Here is an 18448-nt window from a genome sequence, read left to right as displayed (position 1 = left end):
CCAGTCAGGCCGACCTTTAGGCCGCGGGTCAGGCGGCCTTCCGACCGCCGGTCAGGCCGGGCCTCGACCGCCGGTCAGGCCGCGGCGCGCGCCGGGGCGACGGTGTCCGGCGCCCAGCGCGAACGGTGGCACTGCGACCAGCCCCGACAGCCCGGGTCGCCGACCGTGCAGAGCCGGTGCCTGCTGAGCACCTCGCCGTCTTCGGTGTCCCGCACGTCGAAGTGCACCGGACGGACCGTGCCGTCCGGGGCGACGAGCAGATGCCGGCCCGCGTCGAGTGTGTCGTCGCGCACCAGGCAGTTGCGGCCCAACAGTCGGGCGAGCGCGGCGATGCTGGCGTGCTCGGAGAGCGCCTCGGGCACCCCGTAGCAATCCACCACCGTCGCGAACTCGCCCGGCGCCTCCCAGACGTCGCACACCACCGCGTACGCCGGCAGACGGGCCGGATCGGCCACCGCCAGCGGCATCACCACCCGACCAAGCGCCTCGGCCAGCGCCGGGTAGACCTCCACGGGTCGAGCCCCGTCGACTCTCCAGTTCCACAGCTCGGTCATTCCGCCTCCTCGCTGCGTTCGTCCCCACCGGCCTCCGGATCGGGCCTTACCCACGATGGTGGAGGGCATTTGACCCCAGGCGGGGGCAAGTTACCGGTCTGTGACCATTCCGGGCAAAATTTCCCTGAGCCGCATTGCTCGGAGTAGCGGGAAGGTGACAGTTTATCGGCTATGGTGCGCCAACCGCACCACCGGGACCGCGTGTCCGGCGCACGGACCCGCGCGGGTCCGGCGCGCGGGCGACCACCAGGCGCCCGGCGTCAACCTGCGGAAAGGTCAGCGCACGACGACGAGGTGCTCGCCGCGCGGCAGCAACTCACCCACCACCGGAGCACCCGGCACCTCACCGGCGACCAGCAGGCCGCCGGAGGTCTGCGCGTCGGCGAGCAACAGCCGCTCGTCCTCCCCCACCGCGCCGAAACCCGTCCACGGCGTCACCCACTCCAGGTTCCGCCGGCTGCCGCCGCTGACGTACCCGTCGCGGAGAGCCTCCCGGGCCCCCGCCAGGTACGGCACGCGGGCCGCGTCGATGGCGACGGTGAGCTGGCTGGCCCGGGCCAGCTTGGAGGCGTGCCCGAGCAACCCGAACCCGGTCACGTCGGTGCCACAGCGGATGCCGGCGGCGACCGCCGCGCGGGCGGCGTCCCGATTGAGCGCGCTCATCGACGCCACCGCCTCCGGAAAACTCTCACCGGTGGCCTTGTGCCGGGTGTTGAGCACACCCACCCCGAGCGGCTTCGTCAACGACAACGGCAACCCAGCCACCCCGGCGTCGAGGGTGATCAGCTCCTCCGGACGGACCGTGCCGGTGACCGCGAGGCCGTACTTCGGGCCGTCGTCGTCCACGCTGTGGCCGCCGGCCAGGTGACAGCCGGCCTCCCGGGCCACGTCCTGGCCGCCACGCAGCACCTCGCCGGCCAACTCCATCGGCAGTACGTCCCGCGGCCAGCAGAGCAGGTTGAGCGCGACCAACGGGGTGCCACCCATCGCGTACACGTCGGAGAGCGCGTTGGCGGCGGCGATCCGACCCCAGTCGTACGCGTCGTCGACCACCGGGGTGAAGAAGTCGGCGGTGCTGACCAGGCCGGTGCGCTCGTCCAGGCGTACCACCGCCGCGTCGTCGCCGTGATCCAGGCCGACGAGCAACTCCGCGGTGCCGGTGGCCGGGCCGAGACCGGCCACCATGATCTCCAACTCGCCTGGCGGGATCTTGCAGGCGCAGCCACCGCCGCGGGCGTACTTCGTCAGCCGTACGGGTTCGGTCATCCATCCATGATCTCGACAAGGCACCACGATCGCCACCGTTGCCACCCAGACAGTGACCGGAATCGGACGCGCGCCGACGATCAGGGCCGGTGTTACCGCTCCGTGACCCGCTGAGTTGCATTCCGCCACATCAGGCCGCCTACAGTGGCCGCACCGGGGGTCAACCGACCCCGATCCGGGAGACGACAGGGGACGGTGGACGACGTGACGACGGGCGAACCGCTCATCGTGCTGGACGCGGTCAACAAGTGGTTCGGGCCGCTGCACGTGCTGGACGACGTCTCACTGTCGGTGGGCCGGGGTGAGGTGGTCGTGGTGATCGGCCCGTCCGGCTCCGGCAAGTCGACGCTGTGCCGCGCCATCAACCGACTGGAGCCGATCAGCTCCGGCACCATCACCTTCGACGGCCAGCCACTGCCGGCCGAGGGCAAGCCCCTCGCCAAGCTGCGCAGCGAGGTGGGCATGGTGTTCCAGTCCTTCAACCTCTTCGCGCACAAGACCATCCTGGAGAACGTCACCCTCGGCCCGATCAAGGTCCGCAAGGAGAAGCCGGCCGCCGCCCGCGAGCGCGGCCTGGCCCTGCTCGACCGGGTCGGCATCGCCAACCAGGCGGACAAGTTCCCGGCCCAACTCTCCGGCGGCCAGCAGCAGCGGGTGGCCATCGCCCGCGCGCTGGCCATGCAGCCCAAGGCGATGCTCTTCGACGAGCCGACAAGCGCGCTGGACCCGGAGATGGTCGGCGAGGTGCTCGACGTGATGACCTCACTGGCCCGCGACGGCATGACGATGGTCGTGGTCACACACGAGATGGGCTTCGCCCGGCACGCGGCCAACCGGGTCATCTTCATGGCCGATGGCAAGCTCGTCGAGGACGCCTCCCCGGCGGAGTTCTTCGAGAACCCGCGCAGCGAGCGGGCGAAGGACTTCCTCTCCAAAATCCTCACGCACTAGGCGTCCGTAGTGGAGCGCGCCGCACCTCGGCGGGCTCCGTTGAAGAAGGAGAAGAGTATGCGTATGAAGCGCGTTGCGGCAGTCGCCGCGGTCGCGGCTCTGGCCGTCACCATGACCGCCTGCGGCGGAGACGAAGGCGGCAGCACCGGCAGCTCGGGCGCCAAGGGCATCGTGGGCAAGGCGGAGAACCAGAAGAAGCTCGTGATCGGCGTCAAGGCCGACCAGCCCGGCCTGGGTCTGCAGACCGGCAGCCAGTACGAGGGCTTCGACATCGAGATTGGCAAGATCATTGCCAAGGGTCTCGGCGTCGACGCGAACAACATCGAGTGGAAGACGACGGTCTCCAACAACCGGGAGCCGTTCATCCAGCAGGGCACCGTCGACCTGGTGGTGGCGACGTACACCATCACCGACGAGCGCAAGCAGAAGGTCAACTTCGCCGGCCCGTACTTCATCGCCGGCCAGGACCTGCTCGTCAAGGCCGACTCGACGATCACCGGCCCGGAGGGCCTGGAGGGCAAGAAGGTCTGCTCGGCCTCGGGATCCACGCCTGCCAAGCGGATCCAGTCGGACTACCCGAAGGCCAAGCTGCAGCAGTTCGACGCGTACTCGAAGTGCCTGCCGCTGCTGGAGAACGGCCAGGTCGACGCCGTCACCACTGACGACATCATCCTCGCCGGTTACGCCGCGCAGTCGCAGTACGCCGGCAAGTTCAAGGTCGTCGGCAAGCCCTTCTCCAGCGAGCCCTACGGCATCGGCCTGAAGAAGGACGACAAGGACGGCTGCGAGAAGGTCAACGAGATCCTGAAGGCCGCCGCCTCGGACGGCACCTACAAGGCCGCCTGGGACACCAGCCTGGGCAAGAGCGGCAAGGCCGCGCCCGAGCTGGACACCACCAAGCTGACCAACTGCGGCAGCGTCTGACCGGTCCCGGGGGCCGACATCCGAACACGGGTGTCGGCCCCCGGCCCGTGACGACGCCGACGACCTGCCCCCGGGAGCCGACGCATGCACGTATTCGCTGATCCGACTAACTTCGACGCCTACCTGTCGGGCTTTATCTGGATCCTCAAGCTGACCGGCGCGTCGGCGGTGTTCGCGCTGATACTCGGTGTGCTACTCGCCGCCATGCGAGTCTCGCCGGTCCCCGTGCTGCGCGGCTTCGGAACGGCCTGGGTCAACATCTTCCGCAACACGCCGCTCACCCTGGTCATCTTCTTCTGCTACTTCGGGCTGTACTCCAACCTCGGCCTGACCCTCTCCGATGACCTGGACCTGAACAACTACTGGCTCGGGGTCGTCGGCCTGTCGGTGTACACAGCCTCCTTCGTCTGTGAGGCGCTGCGGTCCGGGGTCAACACCGTGCCTGCCGGGCAGGCCGAGGCGGCCCGGGCGATCGGCCTCTCCTTCGCCCAGACCCTGCGGATCGTGGTGCTGCCCCAGGCAACGCGTTCGGTGGTCGCGCCGCTGGGCAGCATCCTGATCGCGCTCTGCAAGAACGCCACGATCGTCGGCACGATCGGGTTGATGGAGTCCTCAAACGTGATGAAGCAGCTGATCAATGACAACGGCGACGCGGTCATCATGATCTTCCTGGTCTTCGCCGGCACGTTCGCCGCGTTCCTGATCCCCACCGGCTACGTGTTCGGCTGGCTGGCCAACCGACTGGCGGTGAAGCGCTGATGAGCACCGACTCCGTCCTTTACGACCACCCGGGGCCCCGGGCACGGATCCGCAACGCGGTACTGACTGTCGTCTTCGGCGTCGCCCTGGCCGGGCTGCTCTGGTGGGTCTACGCGAGGTTCGACGAGGCGGGCCAGTGGGACGGGCAGCTCTGGAAGCCCTTCACCGAGGCCACCACCTGGACCCAGTTCATCGGGCCCGGTCTGCTCGCCACGCTCTGGGCGGCCGCGGTCGGCATGGTGCTCTCGCTGGCGTTCGGCATCATCTTCGCGGTCGGCCGGCTCTCCGAGCGTCGCTGGATCAGCATTCCGTCGGGCGCCGTGGTCGAGTTCTTCCGCGCCGTTCCGCTGCTCATCATGATCTTCTTTATCTTCTACGGCGTGCCGTTCGTGATCAAAGGGCCGGTGACCGCCTTCTGGGCCGTCGTGATCGGCCTGACCCTCTACAACGGCTCGGTCCTGGCAGAGGCGTTCCGGGCCGGAATCCGCTCGCTGCCCGGTGGTCAGTCCGAGGCCGCCTACGCGATCGGCATGCGCAAGAGCCAGGTCATGCAGCTGATCCTCGTGCCGCAGGCGGCCCGCGCGATGCTGCCGGTCATCGTCAGCCAGCTGGTGGTGCTGCTCAAGGACACCGCGCTCGGTTACATCGTCGCCTACCCGGAGTTGCTCCAACGCGGGGTCAACGACCTCGCCGCGAACAAGGGCAACATCGTCGCCGCGGCGATCGTGGTCGCCGCGATCTACATCGTCATCAACTCGCTGCTCACCACGTTGGCCAACTGGCTGGACCGGCGTAGCCGCCAACGCGGCTTCCGCGCACAGCGGCGGACCGCCACCGGCGCCACCCCGGTCGCCAGCAACACAGTGAGCGAACCGCAGGGCTGAGCGGTGACGTGGGCGGCGCCCGCCCTCTGACCGAGCCGCCCGGCTCGTGATCGACTCGATTTTCCTGAAATCGGGGTGTCCCCAAGGAGGGGACACCCCGATTTGCGGAACTCGTGGTGATCGGGCGGGTCAGCGGGCGATCTCGGTGACCCGGGACTCGCGGACCACTGTGACCCGGATCTGACCCGGGTAGGTCAGCTCCTCCTCGATCTGCTTGGCCACATCGCGGGCCAGCACTGCCGCCCCGATGTCGTCGACGTCGTCCGGCTTGACCATCACCCGGATCTCCCGGCCCGCCTGCATGGCGAAGACCTTGTCCACGCCGAGCTTGCCGGCCGCGATCTCCTCGATCCGCTCCAGCCGCTTGACGTACGCCTCCAGGCTCTCCCGACGGGCGCCCGGCCGACCTCCCGAGCAGGCGTCGGACGCCTGGGTCAGCACGGCCTCGATGGTCTGCGGCGGCACCTCGTTGTGGTGCGCCTCGATGGCGTGCACCACGTCCTCGTGCTCGCCGTACTTGCGGGCCAGGTCCGCGCCGATGATGGCGTGGCTGCCCTCCACCTCGTGGGTGAGCGCCTTGCCGATGTCGTGCAGGAACGCCGACCGCTTGATGATGGGCACGTCCAGCCGCAGCTCGGCGGCCATGATGCCGGCGATGTGCGCGGTCTCGACCAGGTGCTTGAGCACGTTCTGCCCGTACGAGGTACGGTAGCGCAGCCGACCGAGCAGGGTGATCAGCTCCGGGTGGATCTCGGTGATGCCGACCTCGACCAGGGCGTCCTCGGCGGCCCGGAGGCAGAGCTGCTCCACCTCCTGCCGGGCCAGGTCGTAGACCTCCTCGATCCGGTGCGGGTGGATCCGCCCGTCCAGGACCAGCTTCTCCAGGGTCAACCGGCCCACCTCGCGGCGGACCGGGTCGAAGCAGGAGAGCAGCACCGCCTCGGGGGTGTCGTCGATGATCAGGTTGACGCCGGTCACCGACTCGAAGGCGCGGATGTTGCGGCCCTCCCGGCCGATGATCCGCCCCTTCATCTCGTCACCGGGCAGGTGCAGGACACTTACCACGCTCTCCGCGGTCTGTTCGCTGGCGACCCGCTGGATGGCGTCCACCACGATGTGGCGGGCCCGCTGCTCGGCGGTGCTGCGCGCGTCGGACTCGATGTCGCGCACCAGTAGCGCGGCCTCCCGCTTGGCCTGGGTTTCGATCGCCTCGACCAGCTCCAGTCGTGCCGCGTCGGCGCTGAGCCCGGCGACCCGCTCCAGCTCCCGGCGACGCACTTCCTCGGACTCGGCGAGCTCGGCCTCCCGTCGGGCCAGCGCGGACTCCCGGGTCGCGAGGGCCGCCCGCGCCTCGGTGAGCTGCCGTTCCCGCTCGGCGAACCGCTCCACCTCCTCGGTGTGCATCCGCTCCCGCTCGTCCATCCGGGCCGCCCGCCGCTCCACCTCCGCGGCCTGCTCGCGGGTGGTGGCGGCGAGCACCGCGACCTCCCGTTCACCGCTGCGCCGGGCCGTCGTGCGGAGCTGCTCGGCGTCCGCCTCGGCCTGCTTGTGGGCGCGCTCCAGGACGGTGTCCGCCTCGGCGCGGGCGTCGTCGAGCACCCGGCGTGCCTCGGCGCGGGCGGCCTTCGCCTCGGCCTTCGCCGCGGCCGCCTCGGCACGGGCCGCCGCAGCCGCGGACTTCGCCACGTCGATCGTGCTGTTCGCCTCGTCGGCCGCGGTCCGCAGAGCAGCGAGGGACTGCTCCTGACGGTCCTTCTCGGCGATGAAGGCGGGATCCTCCGGAGCCGGCGCGGCACCCACCCGGCGCAGCGTCCGGATGCCGACGAGCACGGCCCCGATCACCACCACGGCGAGGACGAGGACGGCCGCGAGGAGCACGACGTCGAAGGCGTTCATGCCGGGACCCCGTCGGGTCTACCGATGAACCTGTGCCGCCGCCCCGCCATGGCCGCCTCCCCTAACGTCGAGACCGCAGCGACCGTGCCGGGGCACACTCCTGCGGCTGTGGACGCCCGACCGGAGCGAGTGGCCGTGGGTAGCTCTCTCCGCCGGCGGTGCCCTCGGGCATCGTCGGCGACCGGGTGCAGTTGTCGCGGAGTTCCGGACCGGCCTGTCCAGATCTGCCGCCAAAGGCCGTGGAGTCGGCCAAAGTGATGCTGTCTTGTTACGCGATCTATGTTGTGCGCTTAGCCTGCGCTGGTCGGGCAATGTGAGCCTGTATGGCGAGGCTAGGTCGCCGGGGGTGCTCTGGTCAAGGAGTCATGATCAAACCCCCCGAACGGAGAGAAGTTGCACGGTCACCGCGCGCTGACATCACGCCGGACAGGAGCGGACAAACTCCGCGAGGTGCGCCGCCCACTGGACGTGTCGGGCCTGCTCAGCGCCGTCCAGCCGCCTCTCAGACAGGGCCGACGACCGGGCCAGGTGTGACCCATCCGTCTCACCACCAGTCAGTTGGCTCCCACCGCCACCGCCGCCGCGACCAGCGCCGCGTTGTCCGCGGCAGGTGAGCCGTCGGGCAGGCACAGGGTGTCCTCAAGCCCGATTCGGGCGGCCAGGCCCCGGCGGACCGCCTCGGCGAGGACCGGCCAGGTCGCCGGACCCTCGGCGTGCAGCAGCACCGACGGCGCGTCCGCCGGCAGCGCGGCGAGAATCCGGGAAGCGTCGGCCAACGCGACAGCGACGTCCTCCGCCATGCACTCGACAAGCACCCGCCCGGTCGGCACCCGCCACCTGCGGTACGCCGCCACCGCGTCGACAGTCCACAGCCCTGCCTCGACGAGCACACCGCGCTCGTGCAGGGCAGCCGCGACCGCCTCGGCACCGGGCTCGTGCGCGTTTACCGAAGCGAAGTCGGGCAGCACGGGCCAAGCCCGGACGGCGGCCACCCGGGCAGCCGGATCCGGCGAGATCCATTCGCCGGTGCTCACCCCGACCGGCAGCCCCGGCCGGGCGGCACGGATCGCGGTCAGCGCGTCGGCGATCACCGCCGGCCGCAACGACTCGGCACCTGTCTCGTCCCGGGGATGGACGTGCACGGCCGCGACGCCGAGCGCCGCGCAGCGGGCCGCATCGGTGGCCAGCTCAGCAGCCGTCACCGGCACGGCCGGATGGGCCTGCCGGTCACGCCCACCGTTCAGACATGCCTTCAACACCGGGCCCGCACCCCCAGCGGGAGTCGCGGCGCACCACTGGCCGAGCCGCTCACTCGGCCAGCCGGTTGTCGCGCTCCAACTCGCCCTCGGCGTCGGCGAGCGCGTCGGCGTCGATCTGCTCGGCGAACTCGGCCGCCTCGGCGCTCTGCGCGGCCAACGCGTCCTTGACCGCCCGGATCGCCACACCGGGTGGGTAACCCTTGCGGGCCAGCATGCCCACCAGCCGCCGGAACACCGCGTCCGGCTCCCCTCGGGCGGTGCGCAGCTTGCGCTCCACCAGGGCACGGGCGGTGTCCGCCTCGGTCTCCTCGTCGAGCGCGTCGAGCGCCTCGGTGGCCACCTCGCCGTCCACGCCCTTGCGGCGCAGCTCGTTGGCGAGCGCCCGGCGGGCCAGCCCACGCCCCGAATGCCGGCTGGACACCCAGGCGCGGGCGAACGCGGCGTCGTCGATGATGCCGACCTCGTCGTACCTGTCGAGCACCTCGGCGGACACCTCCTCGGAGATGCCCCGCTTGGCCAGCGCGGCGGCCAGCTCGGCCCGGGTGCGGGGCCGGATCGCGAGCTGCCGCAGGCAGACCTCGCGGGCCACCTCCGACTCGTCACGAGGGGGGCCGGGAGGCTCGACAGCGTTGGTCTCGGCGGAGCGTCCACGGCGCCCCTGGCGGGGGCGCTGTGGATCGGTGGCGTCGCCCGTACGGGGTGGGCTGGCATCCCAGCCCCGCCCCGTACGGGCGCGTCGTCCTGCCATCGGTGAGCGACCGGTCAGAAGTCGACAGGCGGCAGCTCGGGGCCACCGGCGGCGTCACCCGCACCGACCCCGACGCCGAGCTTCTCCAGGATCTTCTTCTCGATCTCGGCGGCCACGTCCGGGTTTTCCTTCAGGAACTCCCGGGCCTTCTCCTTGCCCTGGCCGAGCTGGTCGCCGTCGTACGTGTACCACGCTCCGGACTTGCGGATGATCGCCTGCTCCACGCCGACGTCGATGAGCGAGCCCTCGCGCGAGATGCCCTTGCCGTACATGATGTCGAACTCGGCCTGCTTGAACGGCGCGGCGACCTTGTTCTTCACGACCTTGACCCGGGTGCGGTTACCGACCACGTCGGTGCCGTCCTTGAGGCTCTCGATGCGTCGCACGTCGAGCCGGACCGAGGCGTAGAACTTCAGTGCCCGACCACCGGTCGTGGTCTCCGGGCTGCCGAACATGACACCGATCTTTTCCCGCAGCTGGTTGATGAAGATCGCCGTGGTGCCGGTGTTGCTGAGCACACCGGTGATCTTCCGGAGCGCCTGGCTCATCAGCCGGGCCTGGAGACCCACGTGGCTGTCGCCCATCTCGCCCTCGATCTCGGCGCGCGGCACCAGGGCCGCCACCGAGTCGATCACGATGATGTCCAGGGCGCCGGAGCGGATCAGCATGTCCGCGATCTCCAGCGCCTGCTCGCCGGTGTCGGGCTGCGAGACCAGCATCGCGTCGGTGTCGACGCCGAGGGCCTTCGCGTACTCCGGGTCGAGCGCGTGCTCGGCGTCGATGAAGGCGGCGATGCCGCCGTTGCGCTGGGCGTTGGCCACCGCGTGCAGTGCCACAGTTGTCTTACCGCTGGACTCGGGACCGTAGATCTCGACCACCCGGCCGCGCGGCAGGCCGCCGATGCCCAGCGCCACGTCAAGGGCGATGGAGCCGGTCGGAATGATGGCGGTCTGGATGACCGGCCGGTCACCCAGTCGCATCACCGAGCCCTTGCCGAACTGCTTGTCAATCTGAGCGAGAGCAAGGTCGAGTGCCTTCTCCCGGTCAGGCCCTGCTGCCATGGTTGCCACCCCTGCCTTCGCCGGCGTCTTTGCTGAGCTTCGCGTCACGCGGACACGCTAGGCGCTGGGTCCGACAGAAAACCAGCCGACGGGCCGCGAGCTGTGGACGAGCACCCCGCTGTGGACAATAGCCGAACAGGTGTACGACTCGACAAGCGACACGCGGAAGCGACGAAAAGGCTGCTCAGCGTAGTCGGGCGGGCACGCGGTCGGGGTACGCGGCACAAACCGCCCGCCACACCACGTGCGTCTGCTCCCCCGACGCCAGGGCCTGCTCGATGGTCCGTCCGCCGAGCTGCGACAGCACCTGATCGCGGGCGATGCTGGCCGCGTAGCCGGGCCCGAACGCCTCGTCGAGCCGCGTCCAGAAGTCGGTCAGCCGCACAGTGATCAGCCCTCCTCGTCCGGTGCCCCGGTCGGCACCGGCCGCAACGCTAGCGCTACCAGGGGCACCACGGCGACCGCCGCGAGCAGGGTGAGCACTGGATATCCGGCGGACTGCATGACAAACCCGCTGGCCACGGCGGCTCCCGCCCCGGCCAGCCCCATGATCAGGTCGGCCAGCCCCTGGACGCTCGGCCGCACCCCGGTCGGCACCGACTCGGACAGCAGCGTCGAGCCGGCCACCATCGTCCCCGACCAGCCCAGCCCGAGCAGCACCAGACCCACCGACAGCCGGGGGGTGTGGTGCCCGGCGGTGCCGGCGACCGCGCAGGCGGCCAGCAACAACCCGACCCCACCGAGGATCACGGCCCGTCGGCCGAGCCGGTCGGTGAGCCAACCCACCACCGGGGAGAACGCGTACATGCCGGCGATGTGCAGGCTCAACACGATGCCGACCAGCCGCAGCACGTCGGCGTCGGCGTGCGACTCGCCGAGCCGGACCGGCGTCATCGCCATCACCGCCACCATCACCAGGTGACCGACCGCCACCGCGGCGATGCCGAGCCGGGCGGCGGGCCGCTCGCGTACCACCGACCAGGCCAGCCGCATCCCGGCCCCGCGCGGTGCGCGCACCGCGACCGGCGCGGTGGCCGGGGTCACCCCACCGCCCGCCGGCACGTCACCGGCCAACGGCGCGCCGGCCGCCGTCGGCACGTCGCCGGCCGGTGGCGTGTCGGCCGCCGCGAGCCGCCGCGCGGTGAGCAGCGGGTCGGGCCGGAGCAACCCGAGGAGCACGAGGGCAGCCAGCACGAACGCGACAGAGCTGAACGCGAACGGGCCAGCCAGCGGGGGCAGCCCCCAGCCGGTGGTGATCCGGTCGGCAAGTGCGGCGAAGTTCGGTGCGGCCACCGCGCCGATGGTGGTCGCCCAGACGATCAGGGAGAGTTGCCGCCCCCGTCGGGCCGGCTCGGCGAGGTCCACCGCCGTGTAGCGGGCCTGCAGGTTCGCGGCGGTCCCCCCGCCGAAGAGCAGCATGCCGAGGAAGAGCAGCGGCACCCAGCGGGTCACCGCGGCCAGCACCACGAGCACGCCGCCGACGGCACCGACCGTGTACGCCACCACCAGCCCCGGACGCCGCCCGTGCCGGGCCATGATCCGGGTGACCGGAACGGCGAGCAGCGCCGCGCCGACCACCGCGGCGCTCTGCGCCACACCGGCCATCGCGGTGCCGGCGATCCGCGCGGCGAGCAGCGCGCCCACCGCGATGCCGATGGTGACGCCGACACCGCCGACGATCTGGGTGGTGAAGAGCAACCGGAGGGTACGGCGCTGGATCGACGTGATGTCGGGGCGGGCGGCGGTGCCCGGCGCGGTCAGGTCGGTGGCCATCGGCGCTCCTCAGGATGGGGTGACCCATCCTCGCGCACCCACACCGACCAGCCACAGTGGGTTCTGCCACCAGCCGAACCGGGCACCCGTCGCGGACCGCTCTCAGCCGGCCATCACCCGCTGGTGCAGCGCGGAGACCGCCGAACGGGCCGCCACGAACGCGCCGTGCTGCCAGGCCACCTCGTGGCTGAGCCAGTCCCCGGCGAAGTAGACCCGCCCGGACGGCTGGAGCAGCAGGTTGTAGCCAGCCGTGCCGTACCGGGGTGAGGTCCAGGCGCCCTCGAGGTAGGGGGTCCGGTCCCAGGCGTGGGAGTACGAGGTGACCAACTCGCTGCGGTACTTGTCACCGTGGATCTTCACCCCCTGGCTGACGGCGCGCTCCCTCCGCTGCTCCGGTGCGAGCCCGCTGTACGCCCTGGCGTTCGCCCCGGTGTTGTAGTAGCCGACGACCAGGCCGCGCTTACCGTGGAAGCCGTACGACGGGTACCAGATGTGCGACAGGTCCAGATCGGTCTCGGTGATGCCGCCGTAGATCCGCTGGTCGGTCTCCCACCAGCGGCTGCGGTACTCCAGGCCGATCTTGCCGGCGGCGGTGACCGGGAAGTCGGCAAGGGCGGCGGTCACCTCGGTGCCGAGATTGTGCGGCACCCGGGCCATCAGGTGCGGCGGCAGCGCCGCCACGCAGTAGTCGGCGGTGAGCTGCGACTGCCGGCCGCCCTGCCGGTAGGTCACCTCGACCCGGTTGCCCCGGTCGGTCACCCCGGTCACCTCGGCGTTGAGCCGGACCCGCTTCGCTCCGACGGCCCTGGCCAGGGCGCGCGGGATCTGGTCCATCCCGCCGACCGGCTGGAACATCAGCATGGCCTGGTCGTAGCCGAGTTCGAACGAGAAGTACCTGCCGACGTTGCTGGCGAAGACGTCGGCGAGCGGCGGCGGGGTGCCGAGCGGGGTGCCTCCGTCGTTGCCCGCGCCCGGATATCCGGAGAAACCGCGCCGGCTGGTCCCGGTGTACGCCCAGTCGCCTGACCGACCGCCGATCGCGCCGAAGCTCTGCAGGAACGACAGCAGCCGCTCGCGGTCGTCGGCGGTCAGCCGGGCGTCCAACGCACCCTGGTCGGTGGCCTTCGCGAGCAGTTCCGAGACGTAGCCATACACGTCCGCCTTGGCGGTGCGGTACCGGATCGGCGCGGTCATCCCGGCGGACTCGTTGTAGATCCAGGCGTCGGCGTTCTGGTTGGTGAAGACCTCGACGGGTACGCCGAGTTCCCGGCAGTAGTCCATGGTGACCATCCACTGCGCGATCCGACCCGGTCCGGCGTTGAAGTAGACCCCGTCGGAGAAGTTCGCGCGCTGGGTGCGTCCGTCGAGGTCGGTCTCGACGTCGCCACCCCGGATGGTCAGGTTCCGCCCACCGACGCGGTGCCGCGCCTCCAGGATCGTGCAGTCATAGCCGGCCTTGCCCAACTCGTACGCGGTGGTGAGCCCGGCGATGCCGCCGCCGAGCACGATCACGCTGGCGCCCGACCGTCCGGTCAGGGTGAAGTCGGATCGCTCCGGTGCCCGGAACGCGGGGATCACGGATCCGGCCGCGCTGGGCGCGAGCCCCATCGCGCCCATCGTGGCGAGCATCGCGCCGGCACCGCCGCTCACCCCCACCGCGCGCAGGAACCCACGGCGGCTGACCATCGACTGTGTCTGATCGCTCATAACGGCCTCCCCTACAAGATCGACTCTCGTGAGTCTGTAGAGGACCTGTTACGCCGATCGTGCATTGTCGTTTCTGCCGGGTATCGCCTCGGCGTCCGGCCACCGTGGCAACGTCCGACAGAGGTTTCCGCAACGGCACGGGCGGCCCGGTGGAGCCGCGGCGGCCTGCCCGGTGCGGCGGACGAGAGCGCGGGTCACCTACCCGGCGAGGGCGCGGGTGACGACGGCCAGGTCGGTGACCAGCCCTTCGTACGCCTTGTCCTGGTCGTCGGCGCGCAGCACCGCGGACGGGTGGATGGTGGCCAGCAGCCGCGCCGGCGGTACGTCGGCACGCTTTCCGGAGTTGTCCACCGGCACCCGCTGGAAGTCCTCCGGGTGCTGTGCCGACTCGGGCCAGGGCAGCAACTCGCCCCGCTGCCGGGTGACCCGGAAGGACGGGCCGAGCAGCGCCTTGGCGGCGGTGGCGCCGAGCACCACCACGATCTCCGGACGCAGCCGGGCGAACTCGGCGACCAGCCAGGGGCGGCAGGCGGTGATGTGCACCTGGTCCGGCGTCTGGTGGATCCGCCGCCTGCCACGCGACTCGAAGCGAAAGTGCTTTACGGCATTTGTCAGATAGAGCTGACCCGGCTCCAGCCCGGCGTCGTCGACGGCACGGCGCAGCAGCCGTCCGGCGGGGCCGACGAACGGCAGCCCCTTCTGGTCTTCCATGTCGCCGGGCTGCTCACCGACCAGCACCACGCGGGCGGTCTCGTCGCCCCGGCCGAAGACCGTCTGCGAGGCGTCGCGGTACAGCTCGCAGCCTTGACAACCACCGGCCGCGGTGCGCAGGTCATCGATGGTGTCGGCGTCGGGCGGAATGAACCGCTGGGCGCCCGGAGCGCTCCCGGTCTGCTCGGCCATGCCGACTGTTATATACCCGTAAGGCGTCCGGCGTCGGATACGCCCCGACGCGGTGCCGCGCCGCGCGGCGAGGCGGTGCCGGCGACGCGACGCGGCACGCCCCCGGCCACGCCCGGTGGTTGGCGACGAGAGGCCGCCAACCCGCGTCAGTACCCGTTACCGCCGCCATCCCCGCCGGAAGCGATCGCGATCAGCACGATGATGATAATGATGATCGCCACTGCCACCGCGATCCAGACGCCCTTGCGCGCCCCACCTGAAGCCATGACCCCCACCTCCGGCGGCGCGCATACCCGTCCTGTCCGCCCCGAATCCCCACGATGGTGCACTTTCCGCGCGAACAACCAGGACCCAGCCCTCAGGTCGGGAAGCCGCGGGGCGGGGCGGGATTCTGGGCCTGGGCCAGGGCGGCTGCCAGCGGGGCCAGATCCTCGGTGGCCAGCGGGCTGACGCAGATCCGGACCGCGGGTGGTGCGGCGATCCGGTAGAGGGCGCCGGGCGCCACCGCCCAGCCGGCGTCGCGCAGGGCGGTGACCACGCTTGTCTCGTCGGACACGGGTAGCCAGACGTTGATGCCGCTGCGGCCGTGCGCGGTCAGGCCGTGTCCGGCCAGCGCGGCCAGCAACCCGTCGCGCCGCTGCTCGTAGCTCTGTGCCGCCCGGCGCACCCGTTCGGCGACCTCCGGGTCCTGCCAGAGGGCGAGGACCAGACGCTGCAGGACGGTGGAGACCCAGCCGGCGCCGACCCGGGCCCGGCCGGCCACCCGGGCCACCGTCGTCTCGTCGCCGACCAGCACCGCCAGCCGCAGGTCCGGACCGAAGGGTTTGCTCACCGAGCGCAGGAACGCCCAACTCGCTGTCGCGCCGGCCAGCGGGTGCAGGGGTACGCGGGCCAGTTCGGCGGCGTGGTCGTCCTCGATCAGCAGCACGTCCCGGCGGCCGGCGAGCAGCGCCCGTAGGGCTTCGGCGCGGGCCGCGGAGACGGCCGCACCGGTCGGGTTCTGTGCCCGGCTGGTGACCACAAGGGCCCGCGCTCCGGCGGCCAGCGCGGCGGCCACCCCGGCCACGAGTGGCCCCTCGTCGTCGAGTGGCACGCCGATCGGGCGCAGCCCCAGCGCGGCGACCAGGTCGAGCAGGTTGGCCCAGCCCGGGTCCTCCACAGCGACCGCGTCGCCGGGGCGCAGGTGGGCGCCGAGCAGCCGCTCGATGCCGTCGAGCGCGCCGCCGGTGAGGGTGAGCTCACCGGCCGGTACGCCGTCGGCGCCCAGCCGGGCGCGGGCCGCCTCGGCCAGTTCGGGGAGCACCCCGGCGTCGGAGTAGCCGACCGACGGGCCGTTGTCGGCGGCGAGCGCCGCCAGGTGCGGGCCGAGCGGGGGCAGCAGCCGGGGGTCGGGTTCGCCCCGGGACAGGTCGCGGGCGCCGGGCAGCGGTGGGGGGCGCAGCGCGGAGCGGCGGGCGGCGACCGGCGGGCGCGGACGCACCCGGGTGCCGTGCCGCCCGGCGGTGGCGAGCAGGCCGCGCTGGCGTAGGTCCTGGTAGGCACGGGCCACGGTGGCGGGGCTGACCCCCAGCTCGGCGGCGAGGGCCCGCACCGGCGGCAGGGCGGTCCCCGGCGGCAGGGCATCGGTGCGGATGCCCGATTCGATGCTCGCCGAAATCTCGGCGGCCGTCGTTCCACTGAGCTGATAGCGTGCTGACACAAACAAGAGATTGTACTAGAACAAAGAGGGGCGCGCGCATGTACCCACCCACCGCCCGGACCACACCGCACCGCTCCCGCGACAGGATGAGCTACGACCGGGCCGCCGCCCACGCGGTGCTCGACGAGGCGTACCACTGTGCGCTCGGCTTCACGGTGGACGGCCAGCCCCGGGTGCTGCCCACCCTGCACGTCCGCATCGGCGACACGCTCTACCTGCACGGCTCCACCGGCAGCCGGCCCCTGCTCGCCGCCCGCGGTGACGGGCTGGCAGTCTGCGTCGCGGTGACAGTGCTCGACGGCCTGGTCTACGCCCGCTCCCAGTTCCACCACAGCGCCAACTACCGCTCGGTGGTCGCGCTCGGCACCGCCCGACTGGTCACCGACGAGCGGGAGAAGAGCGCCATGCTCACCGCGCTTGTCGAGAAGGTCGGCTCGGGACGCAGCACCGACACCCGCGCACCCAACCGGCGCGAGCTGGCCGAGACCGCCGTGTTGGCGCTGCCACTGCACGAGGTGTCGGTCCGCACCCGCGCCGGTGGGGTCCGGGAGGACGAGGCCGACCTGCACCTGCCGCACTGGGCCGGGGTGCTGCCGCTGCGGTTGACCGCCGGGCAACCCGAGCCGGACACCGGGGTCACGGCGCCACTGCCGGCGTTCCTGCGGACCGCCCGCACCCCCTGGCACGAGCCGGTGTCGCTGCACGGCGAGCACGTCCGGCTGGAGCCGCTGGACCTGACCCACACCGACGAGCTGCACACCGCCACCGCCGACCCGGAGGTGTGGCGGCACCTGAGCGTCGCACCGCCCCGCACGCCCGCCGACACCGCCGAGGTGATCGGCACCGCCCTGGCCGCCCAGCACCGGGGCGAACGGGTGGCCTGGGTGCAGCGGTGCGCTGCCACCGGGGCGGTCGTCGGCAGCACCTCCTACTACGAGATCGACCCGCAGCGGCGGTCGGTGGCGATCGGGCACACCTTCCTCGGCCGGCAGTGGTGGCGTACCGGGATCAACACCGAGGCGAAGCTGCTGCTACTCGCCCGGGCCTTCGACGAGCTGGGCGCGGTACGGGTGGTCTGGCACACCGACATCCGCAACCTGCGCTCCCAGGCGGGCATCGAACGGCTCGGCGCGACCCGGGAAGGGGTGCTGCGGATGCACCGGCAACGCCCGGACGGCTCCTGGCGGGACACCGTGCAGTACGCGATGACAGTTGACGAGTGGCCGACGGCACAGGCCCGGCTGCGGGAAAGACTTCTGCCGACGGCACCGGTGGCGTGATGATGGCGGGCGTGCTGGGGATCACCGACATCTGGACGTACGTGCTGGGCACCGTGGCCATCATTCTGCTGCCCGGGCCGAACTCGCTCTTCGTGCTCTCCACCGCGGCCAAGCGGGGTGTCGCGGTGGGCTACCGGGCCGCCGCGGGCGTGTTCGTCGGCGACGGGGTGCTGATGTTCCTCTCCGCCGCCGGGGTGGCGTCGCTGCTCAAGGCGTACCCCCCGCTGTTCCTGGTGGTCAAGTACGCAGGTGCCGCGTACCTCGGCTATGTCGGGGTGACCATGCTGCTGGGTGCCGTGCGCCGCTGGCGCGACCGCAACGACCCGAGCACGCCGCGCCTCATCGACGCCGCGGAGCCGGCGGCGATGCGCAGCCCGTTCCGCAAGGCGCTGGTGATCAGCCTGCTGAACCCGAAGGCGATCCTGTTCTTCATCTCGTTCTTCATCCAGTTCGTCGACCCCGACTACGCCTGGCCGGCGCTGTCGTTCCTGCTGCTCGGCATGATCGCGCAGGTGACAAGCGCGCTCTACCTGACCGCGTTGATCTTCGCGGGCACCTTCCTGGCCGCCCAGTTCCGCCAGCGCCGCCGCCTGGCGGCCGGCGGCACCACCGCCGTGGCAGCCCTCTTCCTAGCCTTCAGCCTCAAACTAGCCACAGCCAGCGCAAGCTAACCCGCACCCCACCCCACCCCCACCCCCACCCCACCCCCCCCCGCCCCCCCCCCGCCCCGCCCCGGAGGCCAGCACGAAAGGCCCCCGCACCCCCCGCCCCGCGGCCCCCACCC

General features: G+C 71.5%; 17 protein-coding genes. 6 read left to right on the top strand and 11 right to left on the bottom strand.

Features of this window, described 5'->3' with window-relative positions:
• Positions 1-74: 74 nt before the first annotated feature.
• Together AB0B85_RS31355 and selD are read right to left on the bottom strand one after the other, a co-directional pair.
• A complete protein-coding gene (locus AB0B85_RS31355; protein WP_357412980.1) occupies positions 75-554 on the bottom strand; it encodes a hypothetical protein in 480 nt (159 codons plus the stop codon).
• A gap of 276 nt (positions 555-830) precedes the next feature.
• On the bottom strand, positions 831-1820 hold the full coding sequence (gene selD / locus AB0B85_RS31350) for a selenide, water dikinase SelD (RefSeq protein ID WP_357412978.1): 990 nt from the start codon (positions 1818-1820) through the stop codon (positions 831-833).
• A gap of 195 nt (positions 1821-2015) precedes the next feature.
• On the opposite strand from selD, the gene AB0B85_RS31345 reads away from it, so the two are divergent.
• The 4 genes from AB0B85_RS31345 (at position 2016) to AB0B85_RS31330 (ending at position 5338) form a co-directional block, all read left to right on the top strand.
• The gene (locus AB0B85_RS31345; protein ID WP_357412976.1) at positions 2016-2771 is read left to right on the top strand and encodes an amino acid ABC transporter ATP-binding protein; all 756 of its coding nucleotides are present in this window, start codon (positions 2016-2018) and stop codon (positions 2769-2771) included.
• 57 nt (positions 2772-2828) lie between these two features.
• A complete protein-coding gene (locus tag AB0B85_RS31340; RefSeq protein ID WP_357412974.1) occupies positions 2829-3695 on the top strand; it encodes a glutamate ABC transporter substrate-binding protein in 867 nt (288 codons plus the stop codon).
• Positions 3696-3779: 84 nt separating this feature from the next.
• On the top strand, positions 3780-4454 hold the full coding sequence (locus AB0B85_RS31335; protein WP_357412972.1) for an amino acid ABC transporter permease: 675 nt from the start codon (positions 3780-3782) through the stop codon (positions 4452-4454).
• Positions 4454-5338, top strand: coding sequence for an amino acid ABC transporter permease (locus tag AB0B85_RS31330; protein ID WP_357412970.1), 885 nt, complete (start codon positions 4454-4456; stop codon positions 5336-5338). The genes AB0B85_RS31335 and AB0B85_RS31330 overlap by 1 nt, the downstream gene beginning before the upstream one ends.
• A gap of 129 nt (positions 5339-5467) precedes the next feature.
• Here the strand turns inward: AB0B85_RS31330 and rny are convergent, their stop codons facing one another.
• From rny to AB0B85_RS31285, 9 genes are all read right to left on the bottom strand, one after another.
• A complete protein-coding gene (gene rny, locus AB0B85_RS31325) occupies positions 5468-7234 on the bottom strand; it encodes a ribonuclease Y (RefSeq protein WP_357412968.1) in 1767 nt (588 codons plus the stop codon).
• A gap of 554 nt (positions 7235-7788) precedes the next feature.
• Positions 7789-8493, bottom strand: coding sequence for a 3-keto-5-aminohexanoate cleavage protein (locus AB0B85_RS31320; protein ID WP_357412966.1), 705 nt, complete (start codon positions 8491-8493; stop codon positions 7789-7791).
• A gap of 49 nt (positions 8494-8542) precedes the next feature.
• A complete protein-coding gene (locus AB0B85_RS31315) occupies positions 8543-9241 on the bottom strand; it encodes a regulatory protein RecX (RefSeq protein WP_357412964.1) in 699 nt (232 codons plus the stop codon).
• Positions 9242-9255: 14 nt separating this feature from the next.
• A complete protein-coding gene (gene recA, locus AB0B85_RS31310) occupies positions 9256-10302 on the bottom strand; it encodes a recombinase RecA (RefSeq protein WP_124778261.1) in 1047 nt (348 codons plus the stop codon).
• 184 nt (positions 10303-10486) lie between these two features.
• The gene (locus AB0B85_RS31305) at positions 10487-10687 is read right to left on the bottom strand and encodes a DUF3046 domain-containing protein (RefSeq protein WP_030489422.1); all 201 of its coding nucleotides are present in this window, start codon (positions 10685-10687) and stop codon (positions 10487-10489) included.
• A gap of 5 nt (positions 10688-10692) precedes the next feature.
• Positions 10693-12075: an MFS transporter gene (locus AB0B85_RS31300; RefSeq protein WP_357412962.1), complete on the bottom strand. Its 1383-nt coding sequence runs from the start codon at positions 12073-12075 to the stop codon at positions 10693-10695.
• A gap of 102 nt (positions 12076-12177) precedes the next feature.
• Positions 12178-13782, bottom strand: coding sequence for a flavin monoamine oxidase family protein (locus AB0B85_RS31295; RefSeq protein ID WP_357412960.1), 1605 nt, complete (start codon positions 13780-13782; stop codon positions 12178-12180).
• Between the two features lie 198 nt (positions 13783-13980).
• Positions 13981-14685 carry a UdgX family uracil-DNA binding protein gene (locus AB0B85_RS31290; protein WP_357412958.1) on the bottom strand — a complete coding sequence of 235 codons (705 nt, stop codon included), beginning with the start codon at positions 14683-14685 and terminating at the stop codon, positions 13981-13983.
• 358 nt (positions 14686-15043) lie between these two features.
• On the bottom strand, positions 15044-16384 hold the full coding sequence (locus AB0B85_RS31285) for an aminotransferase class I/II-fold pyridoxal phosphate-dependent enzyme (RefSeq protein WP_357412956.1): 1341 nt from the start codon (positions 16382-16384) through the stop codon (positions 15044-15046).
• A 38-nt stretch (positions 16385-16422) separates the two neighbouring features.
• On the opposite strand from AB0B85_RS31285, the gene AB0B85_RS31280 reads away from it, so the two are divergent.
• Both AB0B85_RS31280 and leuE read left to right on the top strand, forming a co-directional pair.
• Complete coding sequence (locus AB0B85_RS31280) at positions 16423-17664, top strand: bifunctional pyridoxamine 5'-phosphate oxidase family protein/GNAT family N-acetyltransferase (protein WP_357412954.1); 1242 nt, start codon at positions 16423-16425, stop codon at positions 17662-17664.
• The gene (gene leuE / locus AB0B85_RS31275) at positions 17664-18335 is read left to right on the top strand and encodes a leucine efflux protein LeuE (protein ID WP_357413014.1); all 672 of its coding nucleotides are present in this window, start codon (positions 17664-17666) and stop codon (positions 18333-18335) included. Before AB0B85_RS31280 ends, leuE begins: the two co-directional genes overlap by 1 nt.
• Positions 18336-18448 lie beyond the last annotated feature (113 nt).

The sequence above is a fragment of the Micromonospora sp. NPDC049044 genome, assembly GCF_040649215.1.
Lineage (GTDB): Bacteria > Actinomycetota > Actinomycetes > Mycobacteriales > Micromonosporaceae > Micromonospora.
The sequence above is the reverse complement of the archived record's forward strand: the minus strand, read 5'-3'. Positions and strand labels throughout refer to the sequence as shown.